Source organism: Litoreibacter ponti (genome assembly GCF_003054285.1).
GTDB classification, from domain to species: domain Bacteria; phylum Pseudomonadota; class Alphaproteobacteria; order Rhodobacterales; family Rhodobacteraceae; genus Litoreibacter; species Litoreibacter ponti.
The window spans coordinates 1,025,674-1,040,647 of record NZ_QBKS01000001.1 but is presented as its reverse complement, the minus strand read 5'-3'; the positions used below and the strand labels follow the sequence as shown (position 1 = coordinate 1,040,647).

Below are 14,974 nucleotides of genomic sequence, written 5' to 3'. Positions count from 1 at the left end.
GACGTGATGCCAAACGTCACTCCGGCGATGCGCAGAAAGCAGATAGGTCTGCGGGCGCATTCACCGTCGGAACCGCCCGGCTTGGCCGGCACATAGCAATCAATGCATCAAGGAATGATCGCTGATATTCGAACTATTGCGTAGAAACACGCGCCCAGAGAGCCAGAGCAGGCTGCGAAGCCCGTGCCTCAGCCGACGTGGAACAGCGTGTTGAACAGCTTGGGGTCCAGGCTGTCGGACGCGAAGGTCTCGCCCTCGGTCAGAACCGACACGGCGTCGTGGCTGTGCAGGCTCTCCTGATGCGAGGCCACGACCCGGAAGTCCTTGATCCGCTCATCAGCCAGCAGCACGGCGCAGAAGCTGCGGGCGGCGTCCTCGACGAAAATCGGGTTGGCGGCGTTGAGCTCGGCGAAGGCCTGTTCGTCCTCGCGCTTGACCATGACTTGCGTCTCGGTCGGCACGGCGTCGCGGCACATTTCGATCAGGTCCTCGAACCAAAGGCAGTCTGCGTCGCAATCGACCTCGACCGACACGCGGGCGACCGAGCGCTGCGAATGCGGCGTCGCAAGCTGGCCGCGGAACTGGCGGGCATGCTCTGACAGCTCCAGCGAGCAGGGGCAGGTGGAGGAATAGACGTAGTCGAGATGCAGGATCTTCTTGCGCTCACCTGCGGTGTCCACGACCTCCAGCGCGATATCGTAATACTGGTAGCCCTCCAGCCCGGAGCGCAGGGACTGAACCTTCATCGGGAATGAGAAGCGCATCTGGATGCGGGCATCAAAGCTTTCCAGGTCGGTCTTGTAGGCGTCGAGCGTCTTCTCGATCACCTCGAAGCTGAAGGTCTCGTCGGCCTGTTTGTAGAAGCTGCGCATGATGCGCGACATGTTGATGCCCTTCTTCTCGGCCTCAAGGCTGACCGTGCCGGTGACGCTGGTCTCCAGCGTCAGATCGCCGTTGTCGCGGGTGTGGAAGCGGATCGGCAGCCGGAAGTTCGATATCCCCACATGCTGGATTTGCTGCTTCGCGCCGCGGATCAGCGAGGACGGCCCGTTCTGCAGGTCCGGCATCGTCGCCTTGTAGGCGTCGTCCACGGCGAAATCTTCCGGATAGGCGCGGGCCAGTGCGGGGTAGTTCGCCACCTCCTGTCCCGGGATCAGGCGCGAGACCAGCGGGTCGAGATCTGCCACCTCGATATCCGTGACGGAGCCCGCCCACTGGCGCAAAAGCGCCAGGGCGCGCTCGGCATCCGCGCGCGTCGGTTCGCGTTCAAGATCGGGAGTGTGCAGGTTCATGGGAGCGTCCCCCTTCAAGGGCATCTCTGACTGTCTGAGAGCCATATATGGGGCGGGGCCGCGCTGTTTCAAAGAAAAACCTGTCTCGCTGGCATTACACTGCCGTGAGCGCGTGCGTGATATCGCGCAGCAGATCGTCGGTATCCTCAAGCCCCACCGAAAGCCGGATCAACCCCGTGGTGATGCCAAGGGCGGCGCGCTGATCCTCGGTCAGACGCTGGTGCGTCGTGGTCGTGGGGTGGGTCGCGATGCTTTTGGCGTCGCCCAGATTGTTGGAAATGGTGACGATCTCCAGCGCATTGAGGAAGCGGAACGCGGCCTCTTGCCCGCCTTTGATATCAAGCGCGATAACGGTGCCGCCTTTGTCCATTTGTGATTTGGCCACAGTGGCTTGCGGGTGAGAGTTCAAGTGTGGATAAAGCGTGCGGGTGAGCTTGTCGTGCCCGTCAAGCGCTTCGGCGATCTTCAGCGCGCTGTCGGCCTGCGCATTCACCCGCAGGTGCATCGTCTCCAGCCCCTTCAAGAGCACCCAGGCGTTAAACGGCGAGAGCGCGCCGCCGGTGTGCTTCAGATACGGCTCGGCGGTCTTGCGGATGAACTCGCGTGTGCTGCAGATCACCCCGCCCAGAACCCGGCCCTGACCGTCGATGTGCTTGGTGGCGGAGTAGATGATGACATCCGCGCCTTGATCCACCGCCCGCGAAAAAACCGGCGTGGCGAAGACGTTGTCGACCACGACCAGCGCGCCCTTGGCGTGCGCGATCTCGGACACGGCGGTCAGATCGATGACTTCCAGCGTGGGGTTCGAAATGGTTTCGAGAAACACCGCTTTCGTGTCATCGCGCACCGCGGCGCGCCAGGCATCCAGATCGGTGCCCTCGACAAAGGTCACCTCGACCCCGTAGCGGGTCAGGATGTTTTCGAGAATATAAAGACAAGAGCCGAACAGCGCCTTGGCCGACACGACATGGTCGCCCGCCTGCAGCATTGAGGTCAGCGCGGCTGATACGGCGGCCATGCCGGAGGCTGTGGCAAAGGCGTCTTCGGTGCCTTCCAGCGTTGCGATCCGCTCTTCGAACATTGCCACGGTGGGGTTGCCGTAGCGGCCGTAGATGTACTCGTCCGGGCCGCTTTCGATGAAGCGGGCTTCGGCCTGCTCGGGCGTGTCGTATTTGAACCCTTGGGTCAGGAACATCGCCTCCGACAGCTCGCCATATTGCGAGCGGCGCGTGCCGGCGTGGACGGATTGGGTGCGGGGGGACCAGTCTTTGCTCATGTGTTGTCCTTGGTTGGGCATCGCCCAAAATAAAAGCCTCCACCGGGAAAAGGGGGAGGCTCATACGATCTTCCATCCTCTTTAGCGGCATATTTAACGTGGCCCGCAATCCGGTAACAAATCGCCACGGATTTCGGGATACGCCTGTGTGGCCTTTAGGTCAAGGCCCGGTCCGTGCGCGTCGCGTTCACGTTTTGATAACTGGTTTCGGATGGTCGGCTATGGTTAATCTCGCGCCATGAGCACCACCACCGCGATCCGCCCCGCCACGCCCAAGGATTTCAAGGCCATCGCCGATCTGCATGTGCGCAGCTGGCGCAAGGCCTATGATGGCGAGTTTCCGGGGCAGGGGCTTCCGCGGGAGGTCACCGAGGCGCTTCATGCCAGCTGGACCGCCCACGAGGCCAAGGACAGCGACGTGGTTCTCGTGGTCGAGAAGGACCGCACCGTTGTGGGCTTCGCGGCGGTCTGGTGCGCGCCGGAGCCATATCTGGACAATCTGCACATCATCGCCGAGGCAAGCGGTGCAGGCGCGGGCCGCGCGTTGGTGTCACGCCTCGTGGCGGAGCTGGTGGCCCGCGGCTTCAACTCGCTCTCGCTTACGGTCTTTGAGAGCAACCACGCCGCGCGGTCCTTCTACGCAAAGCTCGGCGGCGTGGAGGGTGCGCCGTTCACGGTCGGCATATTCGGCGATCAGGTGCGGTGCTTCACGGTGAAGTGGGACGACCTGAGTGCGCTGGCCTGAGCACTTGGGTGCCTTGACAGTTTGCCCCCCACGCCCCAACCCTAACCCCTATGTTTGACGTCCGCCCCGTGGCCTATGTGATCGGCCTTTTGACCGCCTGCTTCGGGGCCGCGATGGTGCTGCCGATGGCCTATGATCTATGGGCGGGCAATGGGCATTGGGCGGCCTTTGCCGAAAGCGCGGTGATCACGGCGGCAACCGGCGGGCTGATCGCCATGGCCTCGGCCAATGGGGTGGGGGATCGGCTGACGATCCAGCAGACCTTCCTGCTGACCACCGGCGTCTGGGTTGCCCTGCCGGTCTTCGGGGCCTTGCCCTTCTACCTCGGCGCGACCGAGGCGGCCTATGTGGACGCATTTTTCGAGGCCATGTCCGGCCTGACCACCACCGGCTCCACCGTGTTTACCGGCATTGAGGACATGCCGCAGGGGCTGAAGCTGTGGCGCGGGTTGATGCAATGGTTCGGCGGCATCGGGATCATTGTTGTGGCCATGGTGTTCCTGCCGGAGTTGAAGATCGGCGGCATGCAGATCTTCCGCTCCGAAGGGTTCGACACGATGGGCAAGATCCTGCCGCGCGCGGGCGAGATCGCCCGCTCGATCGCCAATATCTACCTTGGCCTGACGGCGGCCTGCGCGCTGGCCTATTACGCGGGCGGCATGGGGCGGGCGGATAGCGTGGTGCATGCCATGACGACGATTGCGACGGGCGGTTTCGCCAACTCCGACGCCTCGTTCTCGGCCTTCCCCCCTGCGGTGGAATACACCGCCTGCCTGTTCATGATCCTCGCGGCGCTGCCCTTCGTGCGCTACGTTCAAGTGGTCGCGGGTACGGCGCGGCCGCTTCTGAAAGACACTCAAATCCATGCTTTCCTTCTGACCGCGCTGGCGTTGGTGGCGGTGCTGACCGCGTGGCAGTTATTGGAGGTCACCGACGCGTTCGAGCCCGCCTTGCGCAAGTCGCTGTTTAACGTGGTCTCGATCCTGACCGGCACCGGTTATGCCAGCGCCGACTACACCTTGTGGGGGGCGTTCGCGGTGTCGGTCTTCTTCTTCATGGGGTTGATCGGGGGCTGCGCGGGCTCGACCGCCTGTTCGATCAAGGTCTTCCGCTACCAGCTGCTGTTCGCCTCGATCAAGGCGCAGATCCGCCGCATCCACGCGCCCCACGGCCTGTTCCAGCCGCGCTATCAGGGCAAGCCGGTGGGTGAGGACGTGCTGTCGTCGGTCATGTCGTTCTTTGTGCTCTTCACCGTGACGCTGGGCCTGCTGGCGGTGGCGTTGGGGATGACGGGGCTCGACTTCATCACCTCGCTGTCGGGCGCCGCGACCGCCTTGGGCAATATCGGTCCGGGGCTGGGCGCGCAGATTGGGCCTTCGGGCAATTTTGGCGGGCTCAACGACACCGCCAAGTGGCTGCTGGCCGCGGGCATGCTGATCGGACGGCTGGAGCTGCTGGCCGTCTACGCCATCTTTACTGTGCGCTTCTGGAGAGCCTGAGATGACCGAGCGAGCCCTTGGTGCGCAGCTGTCGCACATGCTGAAATCCCGCGGCGTGCAGACGATCTTCGGTATCCCCGGCGTGCATAATCAGGAGCTTTACCGCGGGATCGAGGAGGCCGGGATCACCCACATCCTCGCCCGCAACGAGCAAGGCGCGGGCTTCATGGCCGATGGCTATGCGCGGGCAACAGGACGACCGGGGGTGGCCTATGTGATCACGGGCCCGGGCCTGTGCAACATATTGAACCCGGTGGGGCAGGCGTATTCGGATTCGGTGCCACTGCTGGTGATTGCGTCCTGTCTGGACGACACGGCCGGGCGGCGGGGGCAGTTGCACCAGATGCTTGATCAGCAAGGCGCGGGGGGGACCGTCGCCGAGTGGTCCGAGACCGCGCGCACGGCCGAGGCCGCCTACCAGCTGATCGACCGGGCGTTTGTGGAGTTTCAGACCTCGCGGCCCCGGCCAAAGGTTTTGAACGTGCCGATCTCGGTCCTGCAAGGCGCGGCGACACCCGCGCCTTCCGGGGATGTGAGGATCTCGTTTGATGCGCCGAGCCGCGCGCAGCTTGAGCGGATCGCGGCGATGCTGTCGGATGCGAAGTTGCCGGTGGTGATCCTCGGCGGCGGTGCCCGGCGCGCCGGGCCGCTGGGCGCGCAGGTTGCTGCTGCCTGCGGGGCCGCGACATTCACCACGAGTGCGGGGCGCGGGCTGGTCGCGGACGACGTGCCGCTTCATTTCGGCGGGCTGACGCGGCCCGGATCGGCAGAGGTTCTGGCCCGTGCCGACGTCGTGCTCGCCATCGGCACGGAGCTGTCGGAATGCGATCTGTGGCGCGACACGCTCGGCCACCGCTGCCCGCTGATCCGCGTCGATCTGGACCCGGAGGTGCTGGCAGACCGCCATCGCCCCACCGATCCGGTGCTGGCCGATGCGACCGTCTTTTGCGAGGCGTTGCTGGACATCCTGCCCGCAAGCGTCAGCGACTGGGACGCGGCAGAGATCGTGGCGACCCGCGCCAAGTGGCGCGCGGAAAGCGATGCGGAGCGGCCCGGTATCCTGCCTGTCGTTGAGGCGCTGCGCGCGGCGCTGCCGGATGACGCGATGATCTACTCGGATATGACGCAGTTCGCCTATGTCGCGCTTGATACGTATCAGATGACCCGGCTCGGCCATTGGCACCACCCGTCTGGTTTCGGCACGCTGGGCTACGCGCTTCCCGCAGCGATCGGCGGCAAGGTGGGGCGGCCCGATTTGCCGGTCGTCTCGATCAACGGGGACAGCGGATTTCAGTACAATATCCAAGAGCTCGCAACCGCAGTGGAGCTGGGCCTGCCGCTGCCGATCATCGTATGGGACAATGGCAAGCTGAAAGAGATCGAGGACAGCATGGTCGCAGCCCAGATCGCCCCCAACGCGGTGATCGCGCGCAACCCGGACTTCTGCGCGCTCGCACGGGCCTACGGCGCGCGGGCGGCGCGGCCCGAAAGTCTTGCGGCCTTCCAAGATGCCGTGCGGGACGCGTTGGCCGCCGATACGCCGACGCTAATCCATATGACGCCGGAGGCTGTAAAATAAGCCAAGGCCGGACGAGCATGGCGCTATGGCCACTGCATCGCTCGATTCATCTCAACTGACCCTGCGCGCGCCCCGCTGGCGCGATGCGCTTTTTTTTCGCGGGGCTTGCGGGAAATGCGGATATGCGGCGCTATCTCGCTGACGCCGCGACGGGGTGTCGACCGAGCTAGGACAGAGCTTGACCTGACGGAGGTTCTGGCCGAGACGTAAGTGCCGACCGCGCCGTCCTGCTGCATGCTTGGGGCGGCTCGGGATGCGGCGGCGGGAGACGCTGATGCGCTTCGGGGCGATGCAGGCGGTCTAAACGACCCGAACCTAGTCCCAGCAGCTCACCAGAACCGTCATGTCGGTACCGAGCACGGCGAGATCCTCTGGCGCAAGGCGCGGGCCACCTTCGGAGGCGGCCGCGACGACGCCGTTTTCGCTGAGGAAGGTCGCCAGCACGCTGGCCTTCAGCGCGAATTTCACGCCGCCGGGCAAGGCTCTGCCCTGTGCGTCGTGATCGGCGAGCATGCCGGAGACCGCGCCGGTCATGTCAAGCACCGGGCCGCCCACGTCGCCGGGCAGGGAGGCCAACTCGAGTCGCTTGAGCTCCTGCTCGCCGCCGAGGCCCTTGATGTCCTGCAACGTGCCATAGGTCAGGGTCGGGGCCTGCAACTGGCCCTCGTAGCTGTAGCCCGCCACCGCGACGGGCGAGCGCAGACGCCCGATGGAGGCCGCAAGACGCGCGTAGTTCAGGGGCACAAGGCTCGTGGTGGGCTCGAGCAGCGCAAGCCCGTCGCCGGTGGCGGTGACCGTGGCCTCGATGCTGTCATCGAGGGTCACGCGCCCGCAGCTCTCGACGGCGTCAGCTGTGGTCAGCACCCGGCCGCGCCCGTCGACATAGAAGCCCGAGCGCGCCTGCTTGGGCTGCCGCACGTCGAGGCCGGACAACAGGTCGACGCCCTGCGCCGCCTCGTCGGACAGATCGGGGGTCAGGGTGCCCTCGTTGATCACCAGCGTGTCCTGCATGATCTCGATCACGCGGGCCATCTCGTCGGCCCTTGCGGGCGGATAGACCAGGGTGAAGCCCTTGACGTATCCGCCTTCGGTGCGGGCGTAGGTGTAGCTGTGGATCTCGTCATTCTGCCCGGTCAGGGTGAACGACCGGCGCCCCTTCGAGCGCTCGCCCTCCAGAGGGACAATTTCCAGCGTTTGCATGATCTCGTAGAGGCCGAACAGCGTGTCGGCATCACCGGGCTGGGAGATCAACAGCGCCTCGATGCCAGAGCCGTCGCGCTCGCTGTACTGCACGAACGGGTACTCGTATCGGTCGAATTCCACGAGGCCGATGGGCATGGTGATCTCGATGCCCGCCTGTTCCTCGTCTACGACCCCAAGGCCGAGTTCCGCCAGCGCGCCTTGGTAGCTGTCCAGCAGCTCGCCGCGCTGCCTGGTCGTCAGGATGCCGGTGGCCGGGTAGCCATTGGCCTCTTGCCACTGCGCCATCGAGCCGCGCGTGCCGCGCCCGAAAGAGCCGTCGATGGCCGCTTTGTAGAAGCCGAACCACTGCATCGCGGTTTGCAGCTCCTTGCGCTGGTCGCGCGACAACAGCCCTTCTGAGGCGCGGGCCTGCCGGGGCGTCTCGTCAATCTCGGGCGCGGGCGTGGGGGCAGGGGCCTCGACCACGGCTGGCGCTTCCGGCTCTGGCTGCGGGGCGGGTGCGGTCACGGCGCCGCCGACGGGCCAGAATTGCTGCCCGTAGGGCCGTGTGTCTGACACATAGCTGTCGCGCGGGATGATCCCGGCGCGGCGCAGCTCCAGCAGTCGGGCGCGGGCTTGTGCTTCGTTGGCGAAGGGGCCGAGCGCGAGGGCGTACCACCCGGTCGACAGGCGGAAGCCGTTCACATTGCGCAGCTCGGAGCCATAGGCGCGGGCGCGCGCTTCCGCCTCGCGCAGGTTCGGCAAGGCCTCCACCTGCACGTAGGATTGTGCGAGCGCCGGGGCCAACAGGCCCGAAGAGCAAAGCAAGACTGCGGCCAAAATACTGCGCGACATACTCAATTCCCTAAAATACCCAACACTCGTTGTGGGCGATTTGCCTGCCGCCCCGAATCTTGGAGGGCAAGTTACCATCTGGGGCGGTATGTGCATCTGAAAAGGGCGTGAATTTCGGGGCTGTGGCGCAATTGACCCTCCCTGCGCGCGCCCCTATTGAGGGGCCAACGCAAGACAGGGCGCTTCCATGACCGAGACGACCGAAAAACCACGCTCCTTTCAGGAGATCATCATGCGGCTGCAGGCCTATTGGGCCGGGCAGGGTTGCGCCGTGTTGCAGCCTTACGACATGGAGGTTGGCGCAGGCACGTTTCACCCGGCCACGACCCTGCGCGCGCTGGGCTCGACGCCCTGGACCGCCGCCTATGTGCAGCCGTCCCGCCGCCCCACCGATGGGCGCTACGGCGACAGCCCGAACCGCTGGCAGCACTACTACCAGTACCAAGTGATCATCAAACCCTCACCGCCCGATCTGCAGGCGCTCTATCTCGGCTCGCTGGAGGCCATCGGCATCGACATGAAGATGCACGATATCCGCTTTGTCGAGGACGACTGGGAAAGCCCGACGCTGGGCGCATGGGGCCTGGGCTGGGAGGTCTGGTGTGATGGCATGGAGGTCTCGCAATTCACCTATTTCCAGCAGGTGGGCGGCCATGACTGCAAACCCGTCTCGGGCGAGCTGACCTATGGGCTGGAGCGCTTGGCGATGTACGTGCTGGGCTTTGACGATGGCAACGAGATGCCGTTCAACGACCCGGATGCACCGATCCCGCTGACCTATGGCGATGTCTTCCGCGAGGCGGAGGCGCAATATGCCCGCTGGAACTTCGACGTGGCCGATACCGACACGCTGCTGCAGCACTTCAAGGATGCGGAGGCCGAGTGCGCCCGCATTCTCGAACAGCCCGCCGAGGACCCGAAGACGGGCCGCCGCATCGTCATGGCGCAGCCCGCCTATGATCAGTGCATCAAGGCGTCCCATGTCTTTAACCTGCTCGACGCGCGCGGCGTGATCTCGGTCACGGAACGCCAAGCCTATATTGGTCGTGTGCGCAACCTCGCCAAAGCCTGTGCGGATGCGTTCGTGCAGACCCGCGCGGGCGGCTGGTCGGAAGAGAGCGCCGCATGAGCGGCAAGCTGGTTGGGATCGCCATCATGATTATTGCACTGACCGCGGGCGCATGGATGTATTACCTGCAGGTCTACGCCTTCTACGAGGAGGTGCAGACACCGGACCCGGTCGCGCTGACCTCTGTCGCCACCGGCGCGCCGGAAGACATCATCGCCGATGCCATCACCGCCATCGACGCGGACAGCTCCCCCATCCGCTACCGCGCCTGTTTCGAGACGCCGATGTCGCACGCACTGCTGACCGAGACCTACGAGCTGGCCGTGGGCGCGGAGCCGCTGGTGGCCCCCGACTGGTTCGACTGCTTCGACGCGCAAGAGATCGGCGAAGCGCTGCAGACCGGCGAGGCGCTGGCCTTCCTGGGCCAGGAAAACATCGAATACGGGGTGGACCGCATTGTGGCCATCTTCGAGGACGGGCGCGGCTACGTGTGGCAGCAGCTCAATGATTGCGGCCGCAAGGCCTATGACGGCACGCAGGTGGGCCCCGACTGCCCCGCCCGCGAGAATACCGGGAACTAACTGATATGCCTGATCTTCTGATCGAACTCTTCTCCGAGGAAATCCCCGCCCGCATGCAATCGCGCGCGGCCGACGACCTGAAGAAGCTGGTGACTGACGGGCTGGTCGAGGCGGGGCTGACCTATGCCTCTGCGGGGGCGTTCTCGACGCCGCGACGCCTGACCCTGTCGATCGAGGACCTGCTGGCGGCCTCGCCCGCGACCCGCGAAGAGCGCAAGGGCCCGAATGCCGCGGCACCCGAGAAGGCGTTGGAGGGCTTTTTGCGCTCCACCGGTCTGACCAAGGACCAGCTGGAGCTGCGCGACGACAAGAAGGGCCAGGTCTATTTCGCGGTGATCGACAAGCCGGGGCGGCCCGCGGCGGAGATCATCGCCGAGGTGCTGGAGAAAACTGTGCGCGGCTTCCCTTGGCCGAAGTCGATGCGCTGGGGCACGGGCAGCTTGCGCTGGGTGCGCCCGCTGCATCGCATCCTGTGCATCCTGTCCGACGAGGCAGGGACCGAGGTCGTGCCGCTGGAGGTCGACGGGATCGCATCGAGCGACGTGACCGAAGGCCACCGCTTCATGGCGCCGGAGCCGTTTTCTGTTGTGTCTTTCGAGGATTACACGGCGAAGCTGAAGCGCGCGAAAGTGGTGCTGGACGCAAGCGAGCGCGCCGATCACATCTGGTCGGACGCCACCAACGCGGCCTTCGCCCAAGGGCTTGAAGTCGTCGCGGATCGCGGCCTTCTGGCCGAGGTCGCGGGGCTGGTCGAGTGGCCCGTCGTGCTGATGGGTCGGATCGAAGAGCAGTTTCTAGACCTGCCGCCCGAGGTGCTAAAGACCTCGATGAAAGAGCACCAGAAGTTCTTCTCGGTGCGGAACCCAAAGACGGGCCGGATCGAGCAATATGTGACCGTTGCCAATATCGAGACCTCCGATGATGGCGCGACCATTCTGGCCGGCAACGGTCGGGTGCTGTCGGCGCGTTTGGCAGATGCGAAGTTCTTCTGGGAGAACGATCTGCGCACGGTGAAAACCGTGGGTCTGGAAGGCATGGCCAAGCCGCTTGCCGACGTGACCTTCCACAACAAGCTCGGCTCGCAGGCGGAGCGGATCGCGCGGATCGAGGCACTGGCCCGTGAGATCGCACCAATCGTGGGGGCGAAACCCGATCTGGCGGCCGAGGCCGCGCGGGTGGCGAAGGCCGATTTGTCGTCGGAGATGGTCTATGAATTCCCAGAACTTCAAGGGGTTATAGGGCGGTATTATGCCAAGGCGGCTGGGTTGCCCGAGGACGTGGCGCATGCCTGCGAAGAGCACTACTCGCCGCTTGGGCCTTCCGACGACGTCCCCACGGCGCCGGTCTCGGTGGCTGTGGCTTTGGCTGAAAAGATCGACTTGTTGGGTTGCTTCTGGGCGATTGACGAAAAACCCACAGGATCAAAGGACCCGTTCGCGCTGAGACGTGCGGCACTTGGAGTCATTCGGTTGGTTTTGGAAAATGGGGTTTTCTTGCCACTCGAAACGAGCATCAAGAAACACAACAGAATAATCGATGATCGGAGCTCAATCGTTCGTTTTCGCTTCGACAAACCTGATGGGATTTCTTTAGAAGAATTCATAAGGTCGGACCTCCTCTCCTTCTTCCACGACCGCCTCAAAGTATTCCTCAAAGACAAGGGCATCCGCCATGACATCATCGACGCCTGCATCGCGATGCCGGGCAATGACGACCTGACCTTGCTCGTCAAACGGGCCGAAGCGCTGTCGGAGACGCTCAAGACCGACGATGGCGAGAACATGATCCAGGGGTTCAAGCGCGCCAACAACATCCTGACGCAGGCAGAAGAGAAGGACGGCGTCAGCTATGAGCTGGACCCGGACCCGAAGTTTGCCGAAAGCGACGAGGAAAAGGCCCTGTTTGCCGCCCTCGACGCCGCCGATGCGACCATCAAGCCCGCCATGGAAGCGGAGGACTTCACCACCGCCATGCACGCCATGGCCAAGCTGCGCGGGCCGGCGGATGACTTTTTCGAGGCGGTGCAGGTGAACTCGGACAACCAGATCGTGCGCCGCAACCGCCTGTGCCTGCTGCACAAAATCCGCACCATCTGCGGGGGCGTCGCGGATCTGACCAAGATCGAAGGATAATTGTTACAGTTGCGTGACATTGGCCTTTCGTCAGGCTTGATTGACACCTGAACCCCTCTATGCTGCGGCGCAGTATGTTGGACCGCCTAAACTTTGAGCGCATTACGCCCACCGCCGCCATTCAGCGGCGCCTCCATGGCACACGGGCGAAATGTCTGCAGCGCCTGATCCGGCTCGGCATGCCCGTGCCGGACACGGTGGCGCTGTCGATCCCGCTGGTGCGCTCCATCGCCGCCGGGCAACAGCCTGATATGAAGGCGCTGCTGGAGCATTTCGGCAGCTGGCCGGTGCTGTCCGTGCGTGCCTCCACGGTGGAGCAGGACTGGGGCGGGCCGAGCACGGTGCTCAACATCGGGATGAACCGCACCAACGAGGCGTTCTTCGCCTCGCGGCTGGGCGCGGATGCGGCCAAGGCGCTACACCTGAAATTTATCAAATCCTACGCCGTGGACGTGGCGCGGCTGGATGACGAGATTTTCGACATCGAGGACCTGACCGTCGCCAAGGCGCTGGACGCCTACGAGATGGAGACTGACGAGGCCTTCCCGGAAGATATCGAGATCCAGCTGGCGCAGGTGCTGAAATCCATGGCGCGGGCGTGGGAGGGGACTTCGGCCCGGCTACTGCGCATGTCCAAGGGCGCGCCGGAAGATGCCGGTCTGGGCCTTGTGGTGCAGCGCATGGCGTTTGGCATGGGCAAGGGCGAGAGCGGCGCGGGGGTGATCCAGTTCGTCAACTCCGACACCGGCAAGCCGCAGGAAGTGGGCCGCTACAAGCGCCAGAGCCAGGGGCGCGACGCGCTGAGCTCGGGCGAGGGCGATGCGCTCTACCTAACCCGCGACAAGCGCGGGCCGTCCCTGCAAGACAGCCAGCCGGAGGTCTTTGATGCTTTGTGCGAGCTGGGCGCGGTCGCGCGCAAGGGGCTGCGCGAAGAGATGCAGATCGAGTTCACCGTCGAAGGCGGCACGCTGCACATCCTTGATGCCGTCGCGGCCCCGCGCTCGGCGCGCGCGGAGGTGCGTATCGCGACCGACCTGGCCAAGGACGGGGTGATCAGCCGCGAAGATGCGGTGATGCGGATCGAGCCGCGCGCCATTGGCGAGCTGCTGCACCCGCAGGTCGCAGGCAGCGCCAAACGCGACGTGTTCGCACGCGGGATCGCCGCGAGCCCGGGGGCCGCGACGGGCAAGCTGGTGTTTGACGCGATGGCCGCCCAGACCTCGGCCTCCCAGGGCGAAGCCTGCATTCTGGTGCGGCGCGAGACCAGCCCGGAAGATGTGCGCGGCATGCACGCCGCCAAGGCGATCCTGACCGAACGGGGCGGGGCCAACGGGCATGCCGCCGTGATCGCGCGCGGCCTTGGCCTGCCTTGCGTGACGGGGGCGACCAGCATCGATGTGGACACCAAGAAGCGCACCGTGACGTCCGAGGATGGCCGCGTGCTGAGCGAAGGGGACGTCGTGACGCTGGATGGCTCGTCGGGGCAGGTGCTTGCGGGCAGTGTCCCGCTGGTCGAGGCGGGCATCGGCGGCGCCTTTCGGGAGCTATTGGGCTGGGCCGACGCAGTGCGCGACATCGGCGTGCGCGCCAACGCCGACACGCCCGAGGATGCCAACGTCGCCGAGATGTTTAACGCCGAAGGCATCGGGCTGTGCCGCACGGAGCACATGTTCTTCGGGGAGGACCGCCTGACGGTGCTGCGCGAGGCGGTGTTTGCCGAGGACGACACCGACCGGGCGGCGGCGCTGTCGCGTCTGTTGCCGATGCAGCGGGCGGATTTCCTGGCGATGTTTTTGATCATGGCGCCGCGCCCGGTCTGCCTGCGTCTGTTCGACCCGCCCTTGCATGAATTCCTGCCCTCGACCCGCGAGGGCATCCTGCAGCTGGCCGACGCGCTCGACATGAGCGCGCGGGAAGTGCAGGCCCGGATCGAAGATCTGTCCGAGCAAAACCCGATGCTGGGCCTGCGCGGGGTCCGGCTGGGCATCACCATGCCGGAAATCTACGAAATGCAGGCGCGTGCCATCTTCGAGGCCGCGATCGAGGCTTCCGTGGGCGGGGTCGCCGTGGTGCCCGAGATCATGATCCCGCTGGTCTCTGCCAAGCGAGAGGTCGAGCTGGTCAAATCCCGCATCGATGCGGTGGCGGCGGACGTGATGTCGGAGACCGGCAAGACCGTGGAATTCCGCCTGGGCGTGATGGTGGAAACCCCGCGCGCAGCCCTGCGGGCGGGCGACATCGCCACCCATGCGAGCTTCCTGAGCTTTGGCACCAACGACATGACCCAGATGACCTACGGGCTGTCGCGCGACGACGCGGGGCGCTTCATGTCGGACTATGTCAATCAGGGCGTTTTCCCGGAGGACCCGTTCCTGGCGCTCGACCAGGACGGGGTGGGGGAGCTTCTGGCGCTCGCCTCGGAGCGGGGGCGCATCGTGCGCGAGAAGCTGACCTTGTCGGTCTGTGGCGAGCACGGCGGCGATCCCGAGAGCATCGCGTTCTGCCGCTCGCTGGGCATGGATTACGTATCCTGCTCGCCGTACCGGGTGCCCATCGCGCGGCTGGCCGCGGCGCAACTGGCGATTCGCGAGCCGGGCGGCGACGACGACCGCTTCGAATTCCCAGAAGACTGACCTCTTGGGGCAGGCAATTGCCACACCGCAAGATGTTGAACGGTTAACCAAATATTAAGACGAAATGACGCGGTAGGCAGGGCCGGGGTGGATTCCCGCGGCCGTGCGGCCTAAATGCCGCGCTGACGGTG

Annotated in this window: 10 protein-coding genes and 1 riboswitch; of the genes, 7 read left to right on the top strand and 3 right to left on the bottom strand. The window is 64.9% G+C overall.

Annotated elements, in window-relative coordinates:
- Window positions 1–188: 188 nt before the first annotated feature.
- Window positions 189–1,292, bottom strand: a complete 1,104-nt coding sequence (folE2, locus tag C8N43_RS05190) for a GTP cyclohydrolase FolE2 (RefSeq protein ID WP_107844587.1) — start codon at window positions 1,290–1,292, stop codon at window positions 189–191.
- 94 nt (window positions 1,293–1,386) lie between these two features.
- Window positions 1,387–2,568, bottom strand: coding sequence for an O-succinylhomoserine sulfhydrylase (gene metZ / locus C8N43_RS05185; protein WP_107844586.1), 1,182 nt, complete (start codon window positions 2,566–2,568; stop codon window positions 1,387–1,389).
- Between the two features lie 60 nt (window positions 2,569–2,628).
- A riboswitch (SAM riboswitch) is annotated at window positions 2,629–2,706 on the bottom strand.
- 100 nt (window positions 2,707–2,806) lie between these two features.
- Here metZ and C8N43_RS05180 point away from each other — a divergent pair.
- The 3 genes from C8N43_RS05180 to C8N43_RS05170 are packed head-to-tail and all read left to right on the top strand — an operon-like array spanning window position 2,807 to window position 6,391.
- Window positions 2,807–3,313, top strand: coding sequence for a GNAT family N-acetyltransferase (locus C8N43_RS05180; protein WP_107844585.1), 507 nt, complete (start codon window positions 2,807–2,809; stop codon window positions 3,311–3,313).
- Between the two features lie 50 nt (window positions 3,314–3,363).
- Window positions 3,364–4,812: a TrkH family potassium uptake protein gene (locus C8N43_RS05175; RefSeq protein ID WP_107844584.1), complete on the top strand. Its 1,449-nt coding sequence runs from the start codon at window positions 3,364–3,366 to the stop codon at window positions 4,810–4,812.
- A gap of 1 nt (window position 4,813) precedes the next feature.
- Window positions 4,814–6,391, top strand: a complete 1,578-nt coding sequence (locus tag C8N43_RS05170) for a thiamine pyrophosphate-binding protein (RefSeq protein WP_107844583.1) — start codon at window positions 4,814–4,816, stop codon at window positions 6,389–6,391.
- A gap of 315 nt (window positions 6,392–6,706) precedes the next feature.
- On the opposite strand, the gene C8N43_RS05165 is transcribed toward C8N43_RS05170, so the two are convergent.
- The gene (locus C8N43_RS05165; RefSeq protein WP_107844582.1) at window positions 6,707–8,428 is read right to left on the bottom strand and encodes a peptidoglycan-binding protein; all 1,722 of its coding nucleotides are present in this window, start codon (window positions 8,426–8,428) and stop codon (window positions 6,707–6,709) included.
- 187 nt (window positions 8,429–8,615) lie between these two features.
- On the opposite strand from C8N43_RS05165, the gene C8N43_RS05160 reads away from it, so the two are divergent.
- The 4 genes from C8N43_RS05160 to C8N43_RS05145 all read left to right on the top strand — a co-directional run bounded on the left by C8N43_RS05160 (window position 8,616) and on the right by C8N43_RS05145 (window position 14,843).
- On the top strand, window positions 8,616–9,557 hold the full coding sequence (locus C8N43_RS05160; protein WP_107844581.1) for a glycine--tRNA ligase subunit alpha: 942 nt from the start codon (window positions 8,616–8,618) through the stop codon (window positions 9,555–9,557).
- Complete coding sequence (locus tag C8N43_RS05155) at window positions 9,554–10,078, top strand: DUF6446 family protein (protein ID WP_107844580.1); 525 nt, start codon at window positions 9,554–9,556, stop codon at window positions 10,076–10,078. Before C8N43_RS05160 ends, C8N43_RS05155 begins: the two co-directional genes overlap by 4 nt.
- A gap of 5 nt (window positions 10,079–10,083) precedes the next feature.
- Entirely contained in the window at window positions 10,084–12,210 is a 2,127-nt protein-coding gene (gene glyS, locus C8N43_RS05150) for a glycine--tRNA ligase subunit beta (RefSeq protein WP_107844579.1), read from the top strand.
- A gap of 74 nt (window positions 12,211–12,284) precedes the next feature.
- Window positions 12,285–14,843: a putative PEP-binding protein gene (locus C8N43_RS05145; RefSeq protein WP_211308561.1), complete on the top strand. Its 2,559-nt coding sequence runs from the start codon at window positions 12,285–12,287 to the stop codon at window positions 14,841–14,843.
- Window positions 14,844–14,974 lie beyond the last annotated feature (131 nt).

Coding starts and splice junctions, on each gene's coding strand:
- folE2 (WP_107844587.1), bottom strand. CDS start 1,292: ATGAACCTGCACACTCCCGATCTTGAACGCGAACCGACGCGCGCGGAT.
- metZ (WP_107844586.1), bottom strand. CDS start 2,568: ATGAGCAAAGACTGGTCCCCCCGCACCCAATCCGTCCACGCCGGCACG.
- C8N43_RS05180 (WP_107844585.1), top strand. CDS start 2,807: ATGAGCACCACCACCGCGATCCGCCCCGCCACGCCCAAGGATTTCAAG.
- C8N43_RS05175 (WP_107844584.1), top strand. CDS start 3,364: ATGTTTGACGTCCGCCCCGTGGCCTATGTGATCGGCCTTTTGACCGCC.
- C8N43_RS05170 (WP_107844583.1), top strand. CDS start 4,814: ATGACCGAGCGAGCCCTTGGTGCGCAGCTGTCGCACATGCTGAAATCC.
- C8N43_RS05165 (WP_107844582.1), bottom strand. CDS start 8,428: ATGTCGCGCAGTATTTTGGCCGCAGTCTTGCTTTGCTCTTCGGGCCTG.
- C8N43_RS05160 (WP_107844581.1), top strand. CDS start 8,616: ATGACCGAGACGACCGAAAAACCACGCTCCTTTCAGGAGATCATCATG.
- C8N43_RS05155 (WP_107844580.1), top strand. CDS start 9,554: ATGAGCGGCAAGCTGGTTGGGATCGCCATCATGATTATTGCACTGACC.
- glyS (WP_107844579.1), top strand. CDS start 10,084: ATGCCTGATCTTCTGATCGAACTCTTCTCCGAGGAAATCCCCGCCCGC.
- C8N43_RS05145 (WP_211308561.1), top strand. CDS start 12,285: ATGTTGGACCGCCTAAACTTTGAGCGCATTACGCCCACCGCCGCCATT.